This window comes from Mastigocoleus testarum BC008, from assembly GCF_001456025.1.
GTDB lineage: Bacteria > Cyanobacteriota > Cyanobacteriia > Cyanobacteriales > Nostocaceae > Mastigocoleus > Mastigocoleus testarum.
In genome coordinates this window covers 106,050-124,408 of the sequence record NZ_LMTZ01000024.1, presented here as the reverse complement: position 1 = coordinate 124,408, position 18,359 = coordinate 106,050, and the positions used below count along the sequence as shown (strand labels likewise).

At 37.0% G+C, this 18,359-nt stretch carries 9 protein-coding genes; 8 read left to right on the top strand and 1 reads right to left on the bottom strand.

The genetic code is table 11. From position 1 onward, the window contains the following. Positions 1-299: 299 nt before the first annotated feature. The 8 genes from BC008_RS05625 (at position 300) to BC008_RS05590 (ending at position 17,089) form a co-directional block, all read left to right on the top strand. The gene (locus BC008_RS05625; RefSeq protein WP_058183330.1) at positions 300-2,333 is read left to right on the top strand and encodes an AAA-like domain-containing protein; all 2,034 of its coding nucleotides are present in this window, start codon (positions 300-302) and stop codon (positions 2,331-2,333) included. Continuing rightward, a complete protein-coding gene (locus BC008_RS05620; protein ID WP_058183328.1) occupies positions 2,330-5,446 on the top strand; it encodes a HEAT repeat domain-containing protein in 3,117 nt (1,038 codons plus the stop codon). Before BC008_RS05625 ends, BC008_RS05620 begins: the two co-directional genes overlap by 4 nt. A 245-nt stretch (positions 5,447-5,691) precedes the next feature. Further along, positions 5,692-6,504: a hypothetical protein gene (locus tag BC008_RS05615; RefSeq protein WP_027845469.1), complete on the top strand. Its 813-nt coding sequence runs from the start codon at positions 5,692-5,694 to the stop codon at positions 6,502-6,504. 267 nt (positions 6,505-6,771) lie between these two features. Continuing rightward, on the top strand, positions 6,772-10,611 hold the full coding sequence (locus BC008_RS05610; protein ID WP_058183326.1) for an NACHT and WD40 repeat domain-containing protein: 3,840 nt from the start codon (positions 6,772-6,774) through the stop codon (positions 10,609-10,611). Positions 10,612-11,096: 485 nt separating this feature from the next. Then, positions 11,097-12,953, top strand: a complete 1,857-nt coding sequence (locus BC008_RS05605) for an NAD(P)H-quinone oxidoreductase subunit F (protein ID WP_027845468.1) — start codon at positions 11,097-11,099, stop codon at positions 12,951-12,953. A 259-nt stretch (positions 12,954-13,212) separates the two neighbouring features. Next, positions 13,213-13,911, top strand: a complete 699-nt coding sequence (locus BC008_RS05600; RefSeq protein ID WP_027845467.1) for a carbonic anhydrase — start codon at positions 13,213-13,215, stop codon at positions 13,909-13,911. 224 nt (positions 13,912-14,135) lie between these two features. Then, complete coding sequence (locus tag BC008_RS05595) at positions 14,136-15,641, top strand: NADH-quinone oxidoreductase subunit M (protein ID WP_027845466.1); 1,506 nt, start codon at positions 14,136-14,138, stop codon at positions 15,639-15,641. Between the two features lie 128 nt (positions 15,642-15,769). Next, positions 15,770-17,089: a CO2 hydration protein gene (locus BC008_RS05590; RefSeq protein WP_027846064.1), complete on the top strand. Its 1,320-nt coding sequence runs from the start codon at positions 15,770-15,772 to the stop codon at positions 17,087-17,089. 94 nt (positions 17,090-17,183) lie between these two features. On the opposite strand, the gene BC008_RS05585 is transcribed toward BC008_RS05590, so the two are convergent. Further along, complete coding sequence (locus BC008_RS05585; protein ID WP_027846065.1) at positions 17,184-18,302, bottom strand: aldo/keto reductase; 1,119 nt, start codon at positions 18,300-18,302, stop codon at positions 17,184-17,186. Positions 18,303-18,359: the final 57 nt, after the last annotated feature.

Below are 18,359 nucleotides of genomic sequence, written 5' to 3'. Positions count from 1 at the left end.
CAGTCATGCAAATACAGCGAAGCTGTTTGGACGACGCGTGCAAAACGCAAACAAAACATGTCCTACGGATACGCTAGAGGCTTATAGCTGCGCTACCTGCGGATCCGCTAACAAAAGTCAAAAGTTATCAGCTTTTTTGTTCGCTGCTCCCTTTTAAGTAAATAAGTTTTATAAAAATAGAAATCTCGCATCAAAATAAAGATGTAGCCTTAAGTAACATATAGTAGCTTGCAATTACCATACAGGAAAGCAGACACCATGTAGATTTTGACGAATAATATTATAACTTATGAAGAATTATGAGAAATTCTCAAATGAAATGGCAAATGAGTTTTCCAAGAAATTGGCTATTTCCAGGAAGGCGCGATGGACATAATTCTATGATAGGTAAAATACTGCGCGAGAAGTACAGAATTAAGCATCGGATGGGAGGAGGTGGTTTTGGAGAAACTTTTATTGCTGAAAGTCTAGATTCTCAAGATGATAAGTACTATGTAGTAAAAAAACTCAAGCCAACCATAACAGATCCACAGATTTGGAAACAGTTTTCTCAAGAAGCATCTGTTCTTAAAAAACTGGGACAATACCATCCCCAGATTCCCGAAGTTTATGATTATTTGGAACAAAATAAAGAATTTTATCTCATACAAGAATATATTGATGGACATGATTTAAGTGAGGAAATTCGACCGGGAGAACGTTGGAGTGAAGCCCAGACCACAGAATTTCTAGCAGAAATTTTAGAAGTACTCACCTTTGTTCATAAGGAAGGAATACTTCATATGGACATAAAACCGGCGAACATAATGCGCAGAAGGAGCGATCGCCAACTGGTAGTAATAGACTTTGGCTCGGTGAAGCAAATTAGTACCCAGGTAGTGGAGAATGGAAAAATCCGCATAAATCCAAATACGCTTGTCTTTTGTACTCCCGGGTATGCACCACCGGAACAGTCAGAAGGAAAGCCAGATTTTTTTAGCAGCGACATTTACGCACTCGGAATCACAGCCATCCAAGCCTTAACTGGAATATCTGCAATCGAATTATTCAAAGAAAATGGTAAAGTAATTTGGCGTAATGAGGTCGGCGATAGTGTTAGTCAAGCTTTCGCAGACTTTTTGAGCACAATGGTTTCTTTTGCTCCTCGAAAGCGGTACCAAGATGCCAGAATAGCACTGCAAGAGTTGGAAAAGATTCTAGATAACACTGATGAAACCACTAACTCTTTACAATCCCCATTTCCACCACGGATAGATGTCCCATCACTGGATAATTATGATGACACAATTCCACCATTGGAAGTCCCAAATGGTCCGGTTCCTTTAAATTCGCCATTTTACATAGAACGTTGCAGTAGTAATATGTATGGGCGCAGTACAGCTTTGAGACGAGTTAAAGCCCCAAGAAAGTGGGGTAAAACCTCTGCAACTATTCGCATGATTGAGCATGAACGAGAACAAGGATTTCATATTGTCTGTTTAAATTTTCAAGAATTTGACAAATTAGATACAAAACCATTGCAAAATTTAGGCATTTTCTTGCAAAATTTCTGCGAAAGTATTATCCAAGAATTGAACGATAAAGGATTGCAAATAGAGAATAATGTCGCCGAGCATTGGCAGAATTCTTTAGTTCCAAATAATAAGGCTAAATGTAGAATATATATTCAAAAATATATACTTACAGTCATTAATAAACCTTTAGTCATTGTCTTAGATGAAGTCGATAGAATATTTGGTAATTCTCAAATAGATGCTGAATTTTTTGCACTTTTGCGAGTTTTTTACGAAAAACGTGCATCGGAAGCAATTTGGCAAAAACTGAAAATGATAATTGTACATTCTCAGGACTATACAGAAACAAGTAAAAATAAATCGCCTTTTAACGTTGGAGAATCTATTGATTTACCAGAATTTGAAGAATCGCAGATCGAACAATTATTACAAAAACATGGATTGAATTGGACATCCGAGCAAATCAACCAGTTGATGGAAATGGTCGGAGGTCATCCTTATATGGTGCGTGTTGCTCTATACAATATTGCCAATCAAGAAATGACATTTTCTAAATTTTTGCAGTTAGCACCAACTGAAGCAGGTCCTTTCTCAAGAGATTTGCTTTATCACTGGGGGAACTTAGAAAAATATGACGTCAAAAATGAGTATCGAAAGGTGTTAGCAGCAAAAGAAGCAGTACAGATAGATGCTCAAAAAGCAAATATTTTAGAAAGTATGGGATTAATCGGGCGTGACAAAAATAATCCCAACAAAGTCAAATGTTTTTGTAAGTTATATCGCCTCTACTTTCGCCAGCATTTAGGATTAGAAAGATGAGTATGGAGAATTTTCAGTATGAAGTCGGGGGAGCTTTAAGTAAAGATTCTCCCACATATGTAAGCCGTCAAGCAGACCACGAGCTTTACAGCTTTCTTAAATCAGCAGAGTATTGCTATGTCTTTAATGCTCGTCAAATGGGAAAATCCAGCTTGGGTAAGAAAACAATGCACCGTCTTCAAGCAGAAGACTGTGCATGCTGCTGGATTGATATGTCGGAAATCATTGAGCAAGATATTACCCGCAAAGACTGGTACGAACAAATTATCCTTAGTATTACTGAAGGATTAGAATTAGAAACAAATTTATTCGCAGATTGGTTTTGTAATTATACTCAAAGCAGACCTGCTAGTAGATTTAGAGATTTTTTTGGTGAAGTTTTACTAAAAAATATTCAGAAAAATATCATTATCTTTGTAGACGAAATTGATAATATCATTGAGTTGAATTTTGATGTAGCCGATGAATTTTTTAAGCAAATAACAGCTATTTATAATAAACGTTCCGAAAATGTTGAATATAAACGTATTTCCTTTGCATTTTTTGGCGGAGCAACTCCATATGAATTGATTCAAAAACCAACTTTTGGAATTGGTAGAGCGATTGAATTAAGAGGTTTTGAATTAGACCAAACACTGAATTTAGGTACGGGCTTAAGTACCCAAACAAATGATTTTCGTATTCTGTTAGAAGAGGTGTGGAAGTGGACTGGCGGACAACCTTTTTTAACCCAAAAAATTTGTCGTCTTCTATCTGAAGGAGAGGTGATTCCTGAGGGTTCAGAATCAGAAGCAGTACAAAATTTAATTCAAACTATAATTGAGTATTGGGATAGCGATAAGCAAGATTCTCCTGTACATTTTAGAACTATTTACCGCAGAATATTAGATAGCAAAAACAGTAATAAATTGCGACATCTTTGTCATCAGCTTTTTCAGAATGGTAAAATTCCCATTGATAAGACTTCCGAACAGCTTGAGTTTCGCTACACTGGCTTGGTGGTGCGCAGGGGTAATTATTTAGAATTTTTCAATCCAATTTACCAGCATATTTTTAATAAAAATGTTATCCCAGAGCCCGATGGTGCACCGTTTGTATTTATAGAACGTTTTGAACAACAAAAATATTTTAAACAAATATTACATTCTTTATTAAATTCACAATCCCAAGATAATAATCCGCAAATTTTCTTACTCTACGGACATCAAGGAATGGGTAAGTCCGCTTTTCTTAGACGTCTGCGTCAGATGATTTCTGAAGAACCTTTCACAGGTAAGATTAACAATTTATTTTTAGATTGGGCTGTTGAATATGAAAACTACCCCAAATTGAGAGTTGGACACGACAATATTGAACCCACTACTGTTTTAGAAGTAATCTATCAAAAATTTGTGTTTGAAGGTTGGGAAAATTACTTCGAAAATTACCGTCAAACTAAAGATTTGTGTAGTAGTGCAAATCAAAAAATTGCCGCAGCATTAAAAAGTTCGAGTGTAAAAAATATAGAATCTATTGAAAATTTGCGTCCTTTAGGTGTTGATGGAATTATCGACTTGTTAAACGAAAATGAAGTAAGTTTAGATGAGGAAGAGCGAAAGGAATTTCAACAAGCAGAGAAATTTATCCAGCTTGAACTGTCACCCCAAGAGTTAGAAGTTTTTCAACAGCAAGAAACAAATCTCGCTGTTTCTTTAGGAATTGGAATTGTCAAAATAGTTGAAGAAAAACCATTGGTGATATTTTTAGATACTTACGAAATCGTAGATTCACTAAAATGCGACTATATTCTCCGCAATGTGATTGATCGAAGTAGCCAGAAAGTAGCATGGGCGATCGCCTCTCAAAGAAACCTTGTAGATAGCGGAAAGAGAAATGATATAGCTAAATTAGTTTTACAAAAAACCTTAGAACATACAGATCCCGATGTGGTAGTAGCAACTATTAAAGCTTTAACAAAGTATGATGATGGAATTACAGTTCCCGAATTAATCAACTTTCTCTCTCTACCTGCAAACCCTTCTCCCAACAACCCCGCAGGTGACCGCTATGTGCGCGAAACAGCAACTCGCGAACTGGGGAAAATTCTTGAAAATCAAACCAGTTTAGAACAACTTTCGCAAGCAGTTGAAGCTTTAGTTACTGCAATGCGAAATGACTACATTAGCAATGTTCGTGAAACAGCAGGGAAAACATTAGAAGAAATCTTCGACACGATAATCAAGTTAAGAGAAACTCAAGCTTCAAAAATTATCAAAAGAATTCAACGTAATCTGACACTTGCAGGTAAGTTAAATCGAGAAGATTCTCACGAGTTAAACAACACACCTATTGAAATACTCATCGAAGGTTTATCTAGTCAGGATTTAGATATTAGAGTAAGCAGCGCTGAAAAATTAGGTCAACACCAACAAGCGGGAGAACATCTCGTACAATTACTTTGTAGCTCACAGCAAGAACCCGATGTCCGCGCGACAGCAGCAAAATCATTAGGGGAAATCGGAATCACTGCGCCGATAAATGCAGTTAGCGAACTAATCAAAGCAGTAGATTACGAACAAGAACCAGATTCTTATGTGCGAAAACAGGCGGCGATCGCACTAGGTAAACTCACAGCTACAGCAGAAATTATAGATGCATTAAATAAAGTTTGCCGCCAAGATAAATTTAGTAGCGTTCGCAATCCTGCTCAAGCATCTTTAGAGTCGATCGCAAAAACAGCAGATTCAGAAAATGCAAGACAAGCTGCACTTTATATAGAGCAACTGACTCCCCAACCACCTTGTCAATCCACAGTTCTAGAATTAATTGAACAACTAAATAGTCAAGACAGAATCAAGAGACAATCTGCTGTGATTGCATTGGGTAAAGTCAACATAAATAAGGATGAATTAAATCAATTAAAAGTCATAGAAAGGTTAATAAATATGTGGCGAAATGACCCAATTAATACGGTGAGAAATTCTATTGAGAATACATTATATAACATATACAAATGTACGCAGCATCCAACTGTATATAAAGCTTTAAAACGATATCCCGATTATACCAATAATGAAATTCGAGAAAAATATAAATTGCTGTTTGAGCAATATCCTCTATCTATAAATAGTTGATTAGAAATGAGGTATTGGGGATAGCACTGCGTGCCACCGCAAGCGGCATATGACAACTGGGGATAGCACTGCGTGCCACCGCAAGCGGCATATGACAACTGGGGATAGCACTGCGTGCCACCGCAAGCGGCATATGGCGACTGGAGATAGCACTGCGTGACGCCTTGCATATGGCGATTAGTAAATTATTACTTTTTACTTTTTACTTTTGATTACAAATCTTTACTACAATATTGGAGAATAAGATGAATTTTTTAGTGCATGCTAGAGAAGGTAATTCTTACACCACAACACAAGGAAAAGTTGTAACCATATCTGAAACTTTTACCAAAATTTCTGCACCCCAAACCCAAAGGGAAGCATTAAATTATATCGGCATTCAATTTATAGGCGATCGTCTAATACTTAATTTTCTCGAAACAGGTAATCCCTATGCTGATGCTCAAGGTGATAGAACAAAATTAGGTGAAAAAATAAGTGATACAGTATTTGTAGAATTAGCTTTAAAGCAAAACCCACCCCAAGCCTTAGAAATACGAGCATACTTGCTACCATTTATTGAAGATGGGGTCAACTTTGCTGGTAACGTCAACTTCAAAACTCCCTGGGGTGAAAAGCGCAAAATCCCAATGACTGGTAGGGGAACAGCAGCTTTGGAAGGACGAGCTAATGATGCACATGCAGGATTTTGTACGGGGGGTGCTTGCGCTTCATTTCAAGAAAGAAGTGCACTAGTTTTGGCGGTTGCTGCTGCTGCTGGTGCAAGTGACGAACAAATTGACATTATAGGAGAAAAACTTAGGCAGCTTAACGATAAATTTCATGGGAGAGGAGATATTCTTTCTTACTGCATAGAATGTGCTAAAACAGCACAAAATAAAATACCAAGTTATAAGGAGTTTATGACTGTTCTTTACCCAAAAGGTCGTCGTCCTCCGTTACTTGAAAGTATCATTAATACAGGAAAACCAAATGATGCTTATTTTGCAAAAGCCTTAACCAAAATGACTGATGAAGAACTAGCTGCAGATAAGGAAGTATTACAAATCAGGCTATAAACCAATACAGGTCAGTTAAGAATTATCCTACTGTAGAGATATTTCAGAGCTTAGGGCTTTAGTTTAGTCTCTGGAACCTCTCTACAGAAACAAAGCCGTTAATATAATACGTACAAACACTTCTTCCCTCTTTCCTCTTTCTTCTTCTTTCTATCAGAGGAGATAAAATCAAAAATCTTATTTTTCATCGTCCGCGCAACCGGACTTTCTAGGTTTAGCCGCCGCATCCTTAGCGGGTGTCGGCGATTACAAATAATAGGAAAGATTATGAATAACCACAATCATTTCTTTTCATTTTCTCGTAATTTAGAAAATCAGCCAAGTTTCGTTCAAGCTAATTTAATACCCGAACTCGAACAGCATTCCTTCGATAATTTACAAGATGCTTTTAGCTTTTATGATGGTAGTTTATTATTACTAGGTGAACCGGGAATAGGTAAAAGTTTTTTATTAAAAGAATTTCAACAAAATCTCAAACAGCAAAATAACGATCATCTAATAATATTTTTACAAATTTGGACTTGGAGTAACAAACAACTTCCAATTCTTGATTGGGTAGCCTACCATAAAGGATATTCAGCAGAGTTGTTAAAACAAAAAATTCAAGGACAACAAGTTGTATTAGTCTTAGACGGACTAGATGAGCTTCCTGATCGTGTCTCTAAATTACCGGAAGACCCAAACTCAGAAAAAGAAGATTACCGCTTAGAGTTTCTTCAACAGTTATCTGAGTTTAACCAAGAATTTACAGGGGTCAATATACTTGTTAGCTGTCGGAGTCAAGATTATAAAGATATATCAAGCAATAATAATATAAAAATTATATTCAATGGAGCAGTAGAACTTAAAGCTTTAAAAAACCAGGATATTCAAGACTATATAAACCAAATTTTCGATAATGATACTCAAATCAGTAAGATACTTTGGAATCTACTCAGGAAAAATAGAGGATTGCGGAAGATAGTTAGCAATCCACTACTACTAAGTATTTTTGTCGAGACTTGTAAAAGTACTCAAGATATTGATAAAGTCGCAGCTATTGGTAATATTGGCGAATTGTTCAATAGTTTTTTGGACAAGACTTATGAACGTTTAGAAAAACGAAATTGGGAAACCCATGGAGAAAAATTACCATTATCTTTAGATGATCTCAAGAATCTATTAGGACATGTTGCGATTGCAATGATGGGGGATTTACACCCCGATGACAATGAAATTTATTTGAATACATTTAGGCTTGTTATCCAAAGACATTATCAAGTTATTGCTCAAAATAAAATTGACGAATTAATCACACTATCTCAACAGTTAAACTTAATAGTTTCTACTAATCAAAATCCTGTAACTTATAGTTTTAGACATTTAATACTAAGAGATTATTTAGCATTAAACTTTCTCCAAAAAGAGATTTGTAACATTACAACAGCAACTAAGATTGAAGCAGCACGAGCTTTAGGTGGGATAAATCATCCTAGAGCTTCTGAGTTACTAATTACTTTATTAGAAGACCAAAATACTGATGCTAATGTTTGCTATGAAGCTGTTAATTCCATAGCGGAGTTAGATGATGGTGTTGATTTTCGGGGTTATATCCAAGATTTTCCCCGACATACTATAAGTTCTCAAATTAATGAGTTTAGTATCGATAATATCAAAGAATATTTTAATAAATTCGCAGAATATAGACCGATAACAAATTCAGATGCTCAGAAATTTAAAAAATTGACATTTGGGAATCCTTTAGCAGTTAAAATGCTAGCAAATATGTGGCGTGATGGAGTCGCTAAAGACACAATATTTAATCATCCAGAAGCGCCGATTCTTACAAAAGGGAAAAAACGTTTAGTCGCACAACTTTTTCTCAATCAATGTTTAAACGAACAAGATAAACAGGCGGTGTATGCATTAGCAGTTATGCGTCGTCCCGAAAAGGAATTATTAAGAAGGATACTCAAAGCTCAAGACGATACGGAATTGTACTCAAGATTGCAACAACTCCATCTTCGCTATTCATTTGTTTTACCGGATGAATTTAAGTTGGATGAGCAGTATAAAGTGTTTATCCAAGAGTATTTGTTAGAACCAGAGCAGCGCTTTACTCCAGAAATATTAGACCTCAACAGACGGGCGAGAAACTATTTCCAACAACGTTTGGATAACCTGATTCAAAATTTAAATATTAAGCAGCAATTAGAAACACAAGAAGTTACCGAGACAATCAATAATTTAGTTCATCATTGGCAGTGGCGCGATGAAAAAGAATATGATGAAAACTTTGTTTGGAACGATACTAAACTAACAGAACATCTAATACTGGGATGGCAATATAATATTAACTGGGCACGCAATCTTTTGCAAGATGCTACTGTTTTTACATCTACAATAAAGTATAAGCAGCGCTGGCAACTTTTCGAACGGGCTTTAGCGTCGGAAGCTAGTCTTGACGACAAGTATTCTCTATTAAAATATTTAGAAACTGAAGTTAATGACCGAGAAATTTCACCGGAAGCAATGGCAATTATTTTGCTTAAACGCGGTGAGTTACTCTTGAGACAACAGAGAAATCAAGAGGCTGAAAATAATTTCAACGAAGCACTTTTACAAGCACAAAGTGTCAACGCGCGAGATTTAATTCCACATATACAAGCTTTACTTCCACAATTAAAATCCGAGATTATTGTCGAGCACTCAGATTATATAACATCAGTTTGTCCGAGTTCGGATGGGACAAAAGTCTTGTCTGGGAGCTTTGATAAAGCCCTAAAGTTATGGGAAGTTTCTACTCAAAACATTTCTACTCAAAATAAGTTACTAAATTGTTTGCTTACTTTTGATGGTCATACAGAAGCAATCTATTCAGTTTATCTCAGCCGCGACGACAAATTAGCTATTTCTGGTAGCGCCGATAAAACTATTAAGTTTTGGAATGTTCAAACCGGAAATTGTATTAAAACATTCGAGGGACATACCAATACAGTAAGTTCGGTTGTCTTGAGTCACGATAATAGTTTCGTTATATCTGGTAGTTTTGATAAAACTCTAAAAATATGGGATGTTGAAACAGGAGAATGTCTCTCTACTCTAGACGAACATCAAGATGCAGTGCGTTCAGTTGCTTTGAGTCCGGACGATGGCTTTGCACTATCCGGTAGCTTCGATTGCAGTTTGAAATTATGGGATATCGCGACAGGAGAATGCTTGCGTACTTTCGCAGAACATACAGCCCAAATACGTTCGGTTTGTTTTAGTTCCGACGGTAAATTTGCATTATCTGGTGCTTTTGATCGAACTTTAAAATATTGGGATGTTAATACGGGTAAGTGTTTGCATACATTTCATGAAGACGCTGACGTATATTCAGTTTCTCTAACCAATGATAATCGTTTTGCCATATCGGGAAACGGGAATGCAATTATTAAAATTTGGGATATCAGCGAGAAAAATGCAGATAAAACTTTAAAAGTATTTGAAGAACACGCGGATGTTGTCTCCTCCATAGCTTTAACCCCAGATAATAGCTATGGGATATCTGCAAGTGGTGATGAAACAATTAAAGTCTGGAAATTAGACTTACCTAAAACACCAATTGGTATAAAACCTCCAAGTGCGCCTAAAAAACCAGATGATACTGAACCAAAAAATAAAAAACCAGATGATACTGAACCAAAAAATCCTTGGAAATTGGCGACTTTAATATTATTAGTCATTTTGTCGTTTGGTTTTATATCCTGGATATGGTTTGTCATCTCTGGTAGAGAAGAGCAGAATACTTCGATCCAAACGATTTGTAAAAAAGCAACAGCTAAAGCGCAAGCAGGTATTATGAATTACAAAAGCCGAATAAATCAAAATGGAAATATTAGTGAAGATGCAATATTGAGATTTGGGGAAACACTTAAAGAATTAGAAACAACATATGAAAATAACGGGAAACCAGATTGCTTAGAAGAACATTTAGGTAGAATAATGCATACCTATGCTATTGAAGTATCAGCTTCTAGCGGTCACAAGCAAGAAGCTATTGAATTACTCAAGAAAGTTCCTCCTAAATATAGCGACTTTGAAGAAGTCAGAAAAAGACTACAGAAGTGGGAAACTGAAAATTAAAAAATTAAGAATATGACCTGCAGGCTGCGTGCGGTCCTAAAGGGACCTTAAGCCTAAACGGAGATGCTTACGCCGAAAGGTACAGCAACAAGCTATAGCTGCGCTACCTAGGGAACTGCTACCTTATGGGTCCGCTGTCGTTACGTAAATCCTGATAAAATGGTATACTTTACAGATTAAAAAATCCATAATAAAAAATCCCTAAGATAAAACAATATTATTTATTAGATAATTCTATATATAAGAATTTCTTACAATATATATCGTTGAATTATCTATGAAAATAATTCCATTTTTCCTTATATAAAGCTAACCTAATAAGTAATAACCTGTAATAAAAATTAACTAGGCTAAATTTTTGAGACACGTATTATTAAGGGGCAGCGGTTGCAGTTTTTCGTGCATATGACCGTAACTACTATCTTTGCAAATTTAGAATTTTTCACATTCAGAGACATTTAGAAACATTTTAGAAACAGATATCTATGGCTGATTTCTTGCTCGAAAGCGTTTGGTTAGTGCCTTGTTATGCACTAATTGGGGGACTTTTATCTATTCCCTGGTCGCCGGGAATACTTCGCCGTACGGGTCCAAGACCGTCGGGTTATGTAAACTTAATTGCGACCTTTTTGGCATTTGTTCACAGTGCTCTAACAATACCATTAGCTTGGAATCAGCCCCCGTACGAATTATCTATTCCTTGGTTAAATACAGCAGGTTTAAATCTATCTATTGATTTGGAAATATCTGCAATTAGTGTGACAGCCATGGCTGTAATTGCAGGTTTGAATTTTCTCGCCCAGGTATATGCCGTAGGATATATGGAAATGGACTGGGGATGGGCGCGTTTTTATTCTTTATTGGGTATATTTGAAGCTGGTCTGTGTGCCCTAGCTTTATGTAATAATTTATTCTTCAGCTATGTGATTTTGGAGGTCCTAACTTTAGGAACTTATCTCTTAGTTGGTTTATGGTTCAGTCAGTCTTTGGTGGTAACGGGTGCAAGAGATGCTTTTCTAACCAAACGGGTAGGAGACTTGTTTTTGTTAATGGGTGTGTTAGCAATATATCCCTTAGCAGGAACTTGGAACTATTGGGAATTAGGTGAGTGGGCTGCTACAGCTAATGTAGATCCAAAATTAATGTTATTAGTTGGTTTAGCATTAATTGCTGGTCCTATGGGTAAATGCGCCCAATTTCCCTTGCACTTGTGGTTAGATGAAGCAATGGAGGGTCCAGTTCCCAGTACAATTTTACGGAACTCGGTAGTAGTTGCTAGTGGAGCTTGGGTATTAATTAAGTTACAACCGGTGTTGAGTTTGTCGCCCGTAGTTTCCACCACAATGGTAGTAATTGGTTCAATTACTGCTGTTGGTGCTTCACTAATTGCGATCGCTCAAATTGATATCAAACGTTGTTTATCTTACTCTGTGAGTGCTTACATGGGTTTGGTATTTATTGCTGTAGGAACCCAACAAGATGAAGCTGCACTTTTATTGGTACTAATTCATGCTTTATCTGCGGCATTATTAGTGATGGGTACCGGAACAATTGTTTGGAATAATATTACCCAAGATGTTACCCAACTCGGAGGACTGTGGTCCCGTCGTCCCGTATCCGCAATTGGCTATATTGTAGGGACTCTGGGTTTAATTGCTGTTCCACCTCTAGGTGGCTTTTGGGCGTTATTAAAATTAGCTTCCGGGGTGTGGACTACCCAACCTTGGTTAGCAGGGGTGATTATATTGGTTAACGGCTTAACAGCATTTAGTTTAACCAGAGAATTTGGTTTAATTTGGGGTGGTAAACATCAGTCAATGAGTTATCGCTCTCCTGAAGTGAGTTGGCAGATGATTTTACCGATGACTTTTTTAGTCGGTTTTGTTTTACATTTACCTATCTTATTGCAAACCGTATCAATTTTACCCAGTTGGGCAACTTTAAACAAAGATGTGGGATTACTGCTGATTTGGTCGAGTATTTTTGGTTGCAGCATTAGCGGTGTAATTTATCTGGGTAACATCCCTAAACCGATTCGTCTTCCTTGGAAAGGTTTGCAAGATTTAATTGCTTATGATTTCTACACCCCCAAGCTTTATCGCATGACTATAGTTTTGGGTGTTGGTTTATTGTCTCAGCTAGCAGACATTGTTGATCGGTTTGTAGTGGATGGAATTGTGAATTTGGTTGGTTTAGCATCTTTGGGAGGTGGAGAAGGTCTCAAATACAGTAACTCAGGACAAACCCAATTTTATGTCCTTACCGTACTTTTGGGAGTTGGTTTTTTAGGAGTTGCTTTAACTTGGAAATACTGGAACAGTTTTTTGGAAGTGATATTTTAAGTTTTAAGTTTTAAATTTTAAGTTTTAAGCTTGAGATTTAATTCCGCTCGGCGTTAATAGTCTTACATTTTCTAAACGTTTAGTTGACAGGAAAGGTTTGCAAGGACAATTAGTTGACAGTTGACAGTTTGCGGTTAACAGGTAAAGTAAACATTTAACAGTTAACTGGTTATAAATGGGTGAAGCTAAAACTCATTTGTATGTTTTGTTACGCTGTTTCCATTTGTTTCCTATTGACTATTAATGTGAGGAAAAATAGGTGAAAGAACATCTATCTAGAAGGAATTTAATTAGATTTGGTGCAGGAGCATTAGGGGCAGGAATATTAGCAGAAGAATTAGGTTCTGAGTTAATATCTCCCCAACCAGCTGTTGCTGAAAACAATATAAGTCCTGATGAAGCACTCCAAAAATTGATAGATGGTAACAGACGTTTTCTTTTCAGAGAACAAAAGAAACCTAACCGCAGTTATGCACGTTTATTACAAGTAGCAAATGGTCAGAAACCTTTTGCATCAATTTTAAGTTGTGCTGATTCGCGAGTCCCAGCGGAAATGTTATTTGACCAGGGTTTTGGGGATTTATTTGTATGTAGAGTAGCTGGTAATGTTGCCACTCCCGAAGAAATCGCTAGTTTGGAATATGGTGCATATAAACTAGGTACAAAAGTAATCATGGTTATGGGACATAAACGATGTGGTGCAGTTACAGCAGCTATGACAGATGGTGATTTCCCAGGTCATATTAGTACTTTAATTAGTGCGATTAAACCAGCAGTAAAAAATGTTAAAGGTAAGTATGGCGATGCTCTAGAAAATGCTTGTAAGGAAAATGCATTATTGCAAATTAAAACTCTGATGACATCACCAGTTCTTGCTAAATTTGTGGAGGATAAAAAGCTGAAAATAGTTGCTGGATATTATGATTTAGATACAGGTAAAGTTAGTCTCGTCGCTTAATTTTATTGAATTAACCCTGACTTAATTCTTAATTAAACTAAGGCGGGTAAATCCCGCCATCCAAAAAATTTAGTTATTAATTATAAAAATCAAATATTAAATCCTAAAAAAACGAATAACAAAAGTAAATAATTAAAAATTTCGACGATGAAAAAATAATTATCAAAACATCAAAATACATCTCAAAAATCATCTAAATTTCACATCTAATATCCTTACAAAAAATGCTCAGTACTTTAATTTGGTTACCGATTTTTGGTGCAGTTATTATTGCACTACTGCCAAAAAAGATTCCTGCAAATCAAATTCGTTTTGCTTCTGCATTTATCGCAGGTATTACTTTTCTATGGAATATTTTTATACTGTTCAATTTTGATATTGCTAATCCCCAGTTCCAACTACAAGAATATTTATCTTGGAATGAAACTTTAGGTTTAAGTTATCAGTTGGGGGCTGATGGGTTATCAATTTTAATGTTGTTGTTGAATAGTTTGCTAACTTGGATTGCTATTTACAGTAGTAGTAAAACTACTGAACGGCCTCGACTTTTTTACTCCCTGGTTTTGCTGGTGAGTGGTGGAGTTGCTGGGGCATTTTCTGCAGAGAACTTGCTGTTATTCTTCCTGTTTTATGAGTTAGAGTTAATTCCTTTTTACCTACTGATTTCCATTTGGGGTGGTAAGAGGCGTTCTTATGCTGGTATAAAATTTTTGATATACACTGCTGTTTCCGGCGCTCTAATTCTGGCAAGTTTCCTTGGTATTGTCTGGTTAAGTGGCTCTTCAAGCTTCAATTACGATGTTATTTCAACCGAAGGTATATCATTAACTCTGCAATTAATTCTACTTACTACAATCATAGTTGGATTTGGAATTAAAATTCCCTTAGTTCCCTTACATACTTGGTTACCAGACGCTTACGTTGAAGCTTCTGCACCGGTCGCAATTTTACTAGGTGGAGTATTAGCAAAATTGGGAACCTACGGTGTTTTACGCTTTGGAATGGGTTTATTCCCCGAAACTTGGGGTCTTGTCGCTCCTGGTTTAGCAATTTGGGGAGCAGTCAGTGCAATGTATGGAGCTGTAACCGCGATCGCGCAAAAAGATATTAAACGTATGGTGGCTTATAGTTCCATTGGTCACATGGGTTACATTCTGTTAGCTGCTGCTGCAAATACTTCGTTAGCGTTAGTTGGTGCAATATCCCAAATGGTGAGTCACGGTATTATCTTGGCGATTCTGTTTCATCTGGTGGGAGTTGTGGAATCCAAGGTGGGAACCCGAGAATTAGATAAACTTAATGGTTTAATGAGTCCGGTACGGGGTTTACCGTTTATTAGCGCTCTACTAATTTTAGGAGGTATGGGTAGTGCCGGAATTCCGGGAATGACAGGTTTTATTGCTGAATTCATTGTTTTTCAGGGTAGTTTCTCGATTTTCCCCATTCCTACATTATTATGCGTTATCGCGACGGGTTTAACAGCAGTTTATTTCGTAATTCTTCTCAATCGTACCTGTTTCGGCAAACTCGATAATGATTTAGCATACTATCCCAAAGTATTTTGGCATGAAAAAATGCCAGCAGTGATATTAGCAGTTTTAATTATTTTCTTAGGAGTACAGCCAAATTGGTTAGTGCGTTGGAGCGAACAAACCAGCGCTGCGATGGTTGTAAACGTTTCTACTCAGCAATCAGTACAAACAGCATCTTTGGTGATGGGTAATGAGTAATGAGTAAGGAGTAAAGAGTCAGGAGTCAGGAGTCAGGAGTCAGAAGTCAGGAGTCAGAGGGAGTAATCAATTACCCATTACCAATTACCCATTACCAATTACCAATTACCCATTACCAAGCTAAAAAAATGGTACAAACCCCAGATAAAACAAACTCAAAATTACCACCTTCGGATCATGAATTTGCAGAAGTAATTCACCGTTTGGAAGCAGGTGGTTCAATGTTACCGGATACTCCGGAAAATTTAATGCAAATTATTGGTATTTATAAAGCTTACGCCGTACCGATGGATTTTTATTGGCGGGATTTGCTTTATATTGGCGAGAGAGTATTTTTAAATCCCTTACCTTTTTTTAAATACTTCTTGCCAAAGGAATACTTAGAATTGCACAATCATTATGCTGGTGACGATGCAGACTTAAGAGTTTGGCGTGGTGAAGCTACAGCCCATCCTGAATTGATGGAATTCATCGAAAAGGGCGAAACCTTTAAAATGCCCAAATTATTGCATCACTGGTTTCATGATCGCATCAATATGGAATTTGCTGAAGCCTGTATGCGGTCAATGTTATGGCATGGTAGAGATATGGGTTTAGGTAAGTTTGATGCTTATTTAGATTCTGAAGAATATAAAGAAAATGCCGACCGAGCAATTAAGGCTTACTTTAAAGGTAATCCGATCATGCAAGGTTTTTATAAACTGTTCCCGGACATGTTTTTAGAGCAGTGTCGTCAGGCTTCCTATTATGCGAACTTGGGTTTATTCTGGGAAGTAATGGCACCAGTTTTCTTTGAAATGTCAGATTTATATGATGAAGGAAAACTGACTAGCGTCCCAGAAGCAATGGATTTTCTTGTTAATGGAATCTTTGCTGTCGCAGGTCGTCCCATTTACCATCACGTTTACATTCGCGGTGAATGTTATGAGGTAATTCCCAAATCTAAAGGATTTACTTGGTTGTATGAAGCTGCTTTACCTTATGTAGAAGCAATTTTCTATCGTACTGCTCCCTTCAGGGGTACAAAATCCTATAACGCCCAAGCCAAACAAGTTCCGGACGAACAAAAAGATTTTCATTATGGTATCCTTTATGCAGATGTTTTTCCTGTAGGTACCGCTGGGATTCCCCCAACATTATTGATGCAAGATATGTTGCATTTCTTGCCCCAGTATTTAGTCGATTATTATCAAGAATACTGCCGTGGTGAAGATGATATGTTGATTCAATTGGGAATTACTTTCCAAAGGTCAATGTATAATGTGACATCAGCAGTTATTCAAGCATTACGGACGGCACTTTTGTATTCATTAGACGATCCAAATATCGAGCATTTGAAATCAAACCGAGAATTCTTTGAAACCCAATTAAATCGTTTTTGCCGTCATGAATATGGTATGCGTGATGCTGCGCGTTTACGAGATATTCAAAGAAAAGATTATCGGTAGTTTGTATTATTTTGTTTGAATATTAAAATATCATTTTTTTAGAGGCGTAGCAGTCGCAGACGTAGCAGTGCTACGTCTCTACGTGAAAGTAATATTATTGATCGGAGTCAACGCCTGCAGCAGTACCACTGGTTTCGATTTTGGGATAGTAACCTTCAGGTTTAGCACCCACTGTTACTCCACCATGAATCATACTTTGAATTTCCGAACCAAAGAAACTATAGGGAAATGTTGGAGTTGAAGCGCTAACTTGGTTAAGAGTTACTAAAAGCTCATCAGGAATAGTAAAATCTAAAGCTTGTAAATTATCTTGAAGTTGATGGAGTTTTGTCGCACCAATAATTACTGAAGCAACTCCAGGTTGATTTGCAGACCAATTCACTGCTACTTGCGCCATACTGCGCCCTATCTTTTTAGCTACTGTTTCTAATTCAGCGACAATTTGCCAGTTTTTTTCAGTGAATTTTTGAAAGGCTGGATTATTTGAACCTTTCATCATTTCCAAGCGACCTTCACCCGCTCCTTCTTCACTGGGGCGATATTTACCACTGAGCAAACCGCCAGCTAAGGGACTCCAAACCATAATTCCCATTCCATGTTCTGTCCCCAAAGGAACAAACTCATTTTCAATATTTCGTTCCACCAAGGAATATTCTAGCTGCAGAGTACATAACCTTTCATAACCCCTTAACTCTGCAATCGTTTGAGCGCGAGAAGCATACCAAGCAGGAACATCAGAAAGACCAACATAACGCACCTTACCGGAACTTACTAGATCGTCTAGGGTACGCATAACTTCTTGTGCAGGAGTAATTCTGTCCCAAGTGTGCAGTATATAGAGGTCAATATAATCAGTATTTAAACGCTTAAGTGAGCCTTCCACCGCACGCATGATATTTTTACGTCCATTACCGCCAGCGTTAGGATTTCCAGGTTCACCATTGTAGGAAAATTTAGTAGCGATGACTATTTTATCTCTTAAATTGCGATCGCGAATAAATTCTCCCACCAAAGTTTCACTAGTCCCATTAGTATACAGATCGGCAGTATCAATAAAATTTCCACCTGCATCGACATAGGTATCAAATAAAGTTTTGGAAGTTGCAGGATCCGTACCCCATCCCCACTCGGTTCCAAAAGTCATTGTACCTAAAGCTAAAGGGCTAACACGCAATCCAGAACGACCGAGGGTGTAATAGTTATTGAGGGACATAGTTGGTATTTGCTTTAAGTTTTGAATTTACACAACATTTGATTATTACGGATTAAT

Bases quoted from the DNA above. Each gene is read 5' to 3' on its own strand.
- BC008_RS05610 (WP_058183326.1), top strand. From the start codon at position 6,772: ATGAATAACCACAATCATTTCTTTTCATTTTCTCGTAATTTAGAAAAT.
- BC008_RS05590 (WP_027846064.1), top strand. From the start codon at position 15,770: ATGGTACAAACCCCAGATAAAACAAACTCAAAATTACCACCTTCGGAT.
- BC008_RS05620 (WP_058183328.1), top strand. From the start codon at position 2,330: ATGAGTATGGAGAATTTTCAGTATGAAGTCGGGGGAGCTTTAAGTAAA.
- BC008_RS05595 (WP_027845466.1), top strand. From the start codon at position 14,136: ATGCTCAGTACTTTAATTTGGTTACCGATTTTTGGTGCAGTTATTATT.
- BC008_RS05605 (WP_027845468.1), top strand. From the start codon at position 11,097: ATGGCTGATTTCTTGCTCGAAAGCGTTTGGTTAGTGCCTTGTTATGCA.
- BC008_RS05615 (WP_027845469.1), top strand. From the start codon at position 5,692: ATGAATTTTTTAGTGCATGCTAGAGAAGGTAATTCTTACACCACAACA.
- BC008_RS05625 (WP_058183330.1), top strand. From the start codon at position 300: ATGAGAAATTCTCAAATGAAATGGCAAATGAGTTTTCCAAGAAATTGG.
- BC008_RS05585 (WP_027846065.1), bottom strand. From the start codon at position 18,302: ATGTCCCTCAATAACTATTACACCCTCGGTCGTTCTGGATTGCGTGTT.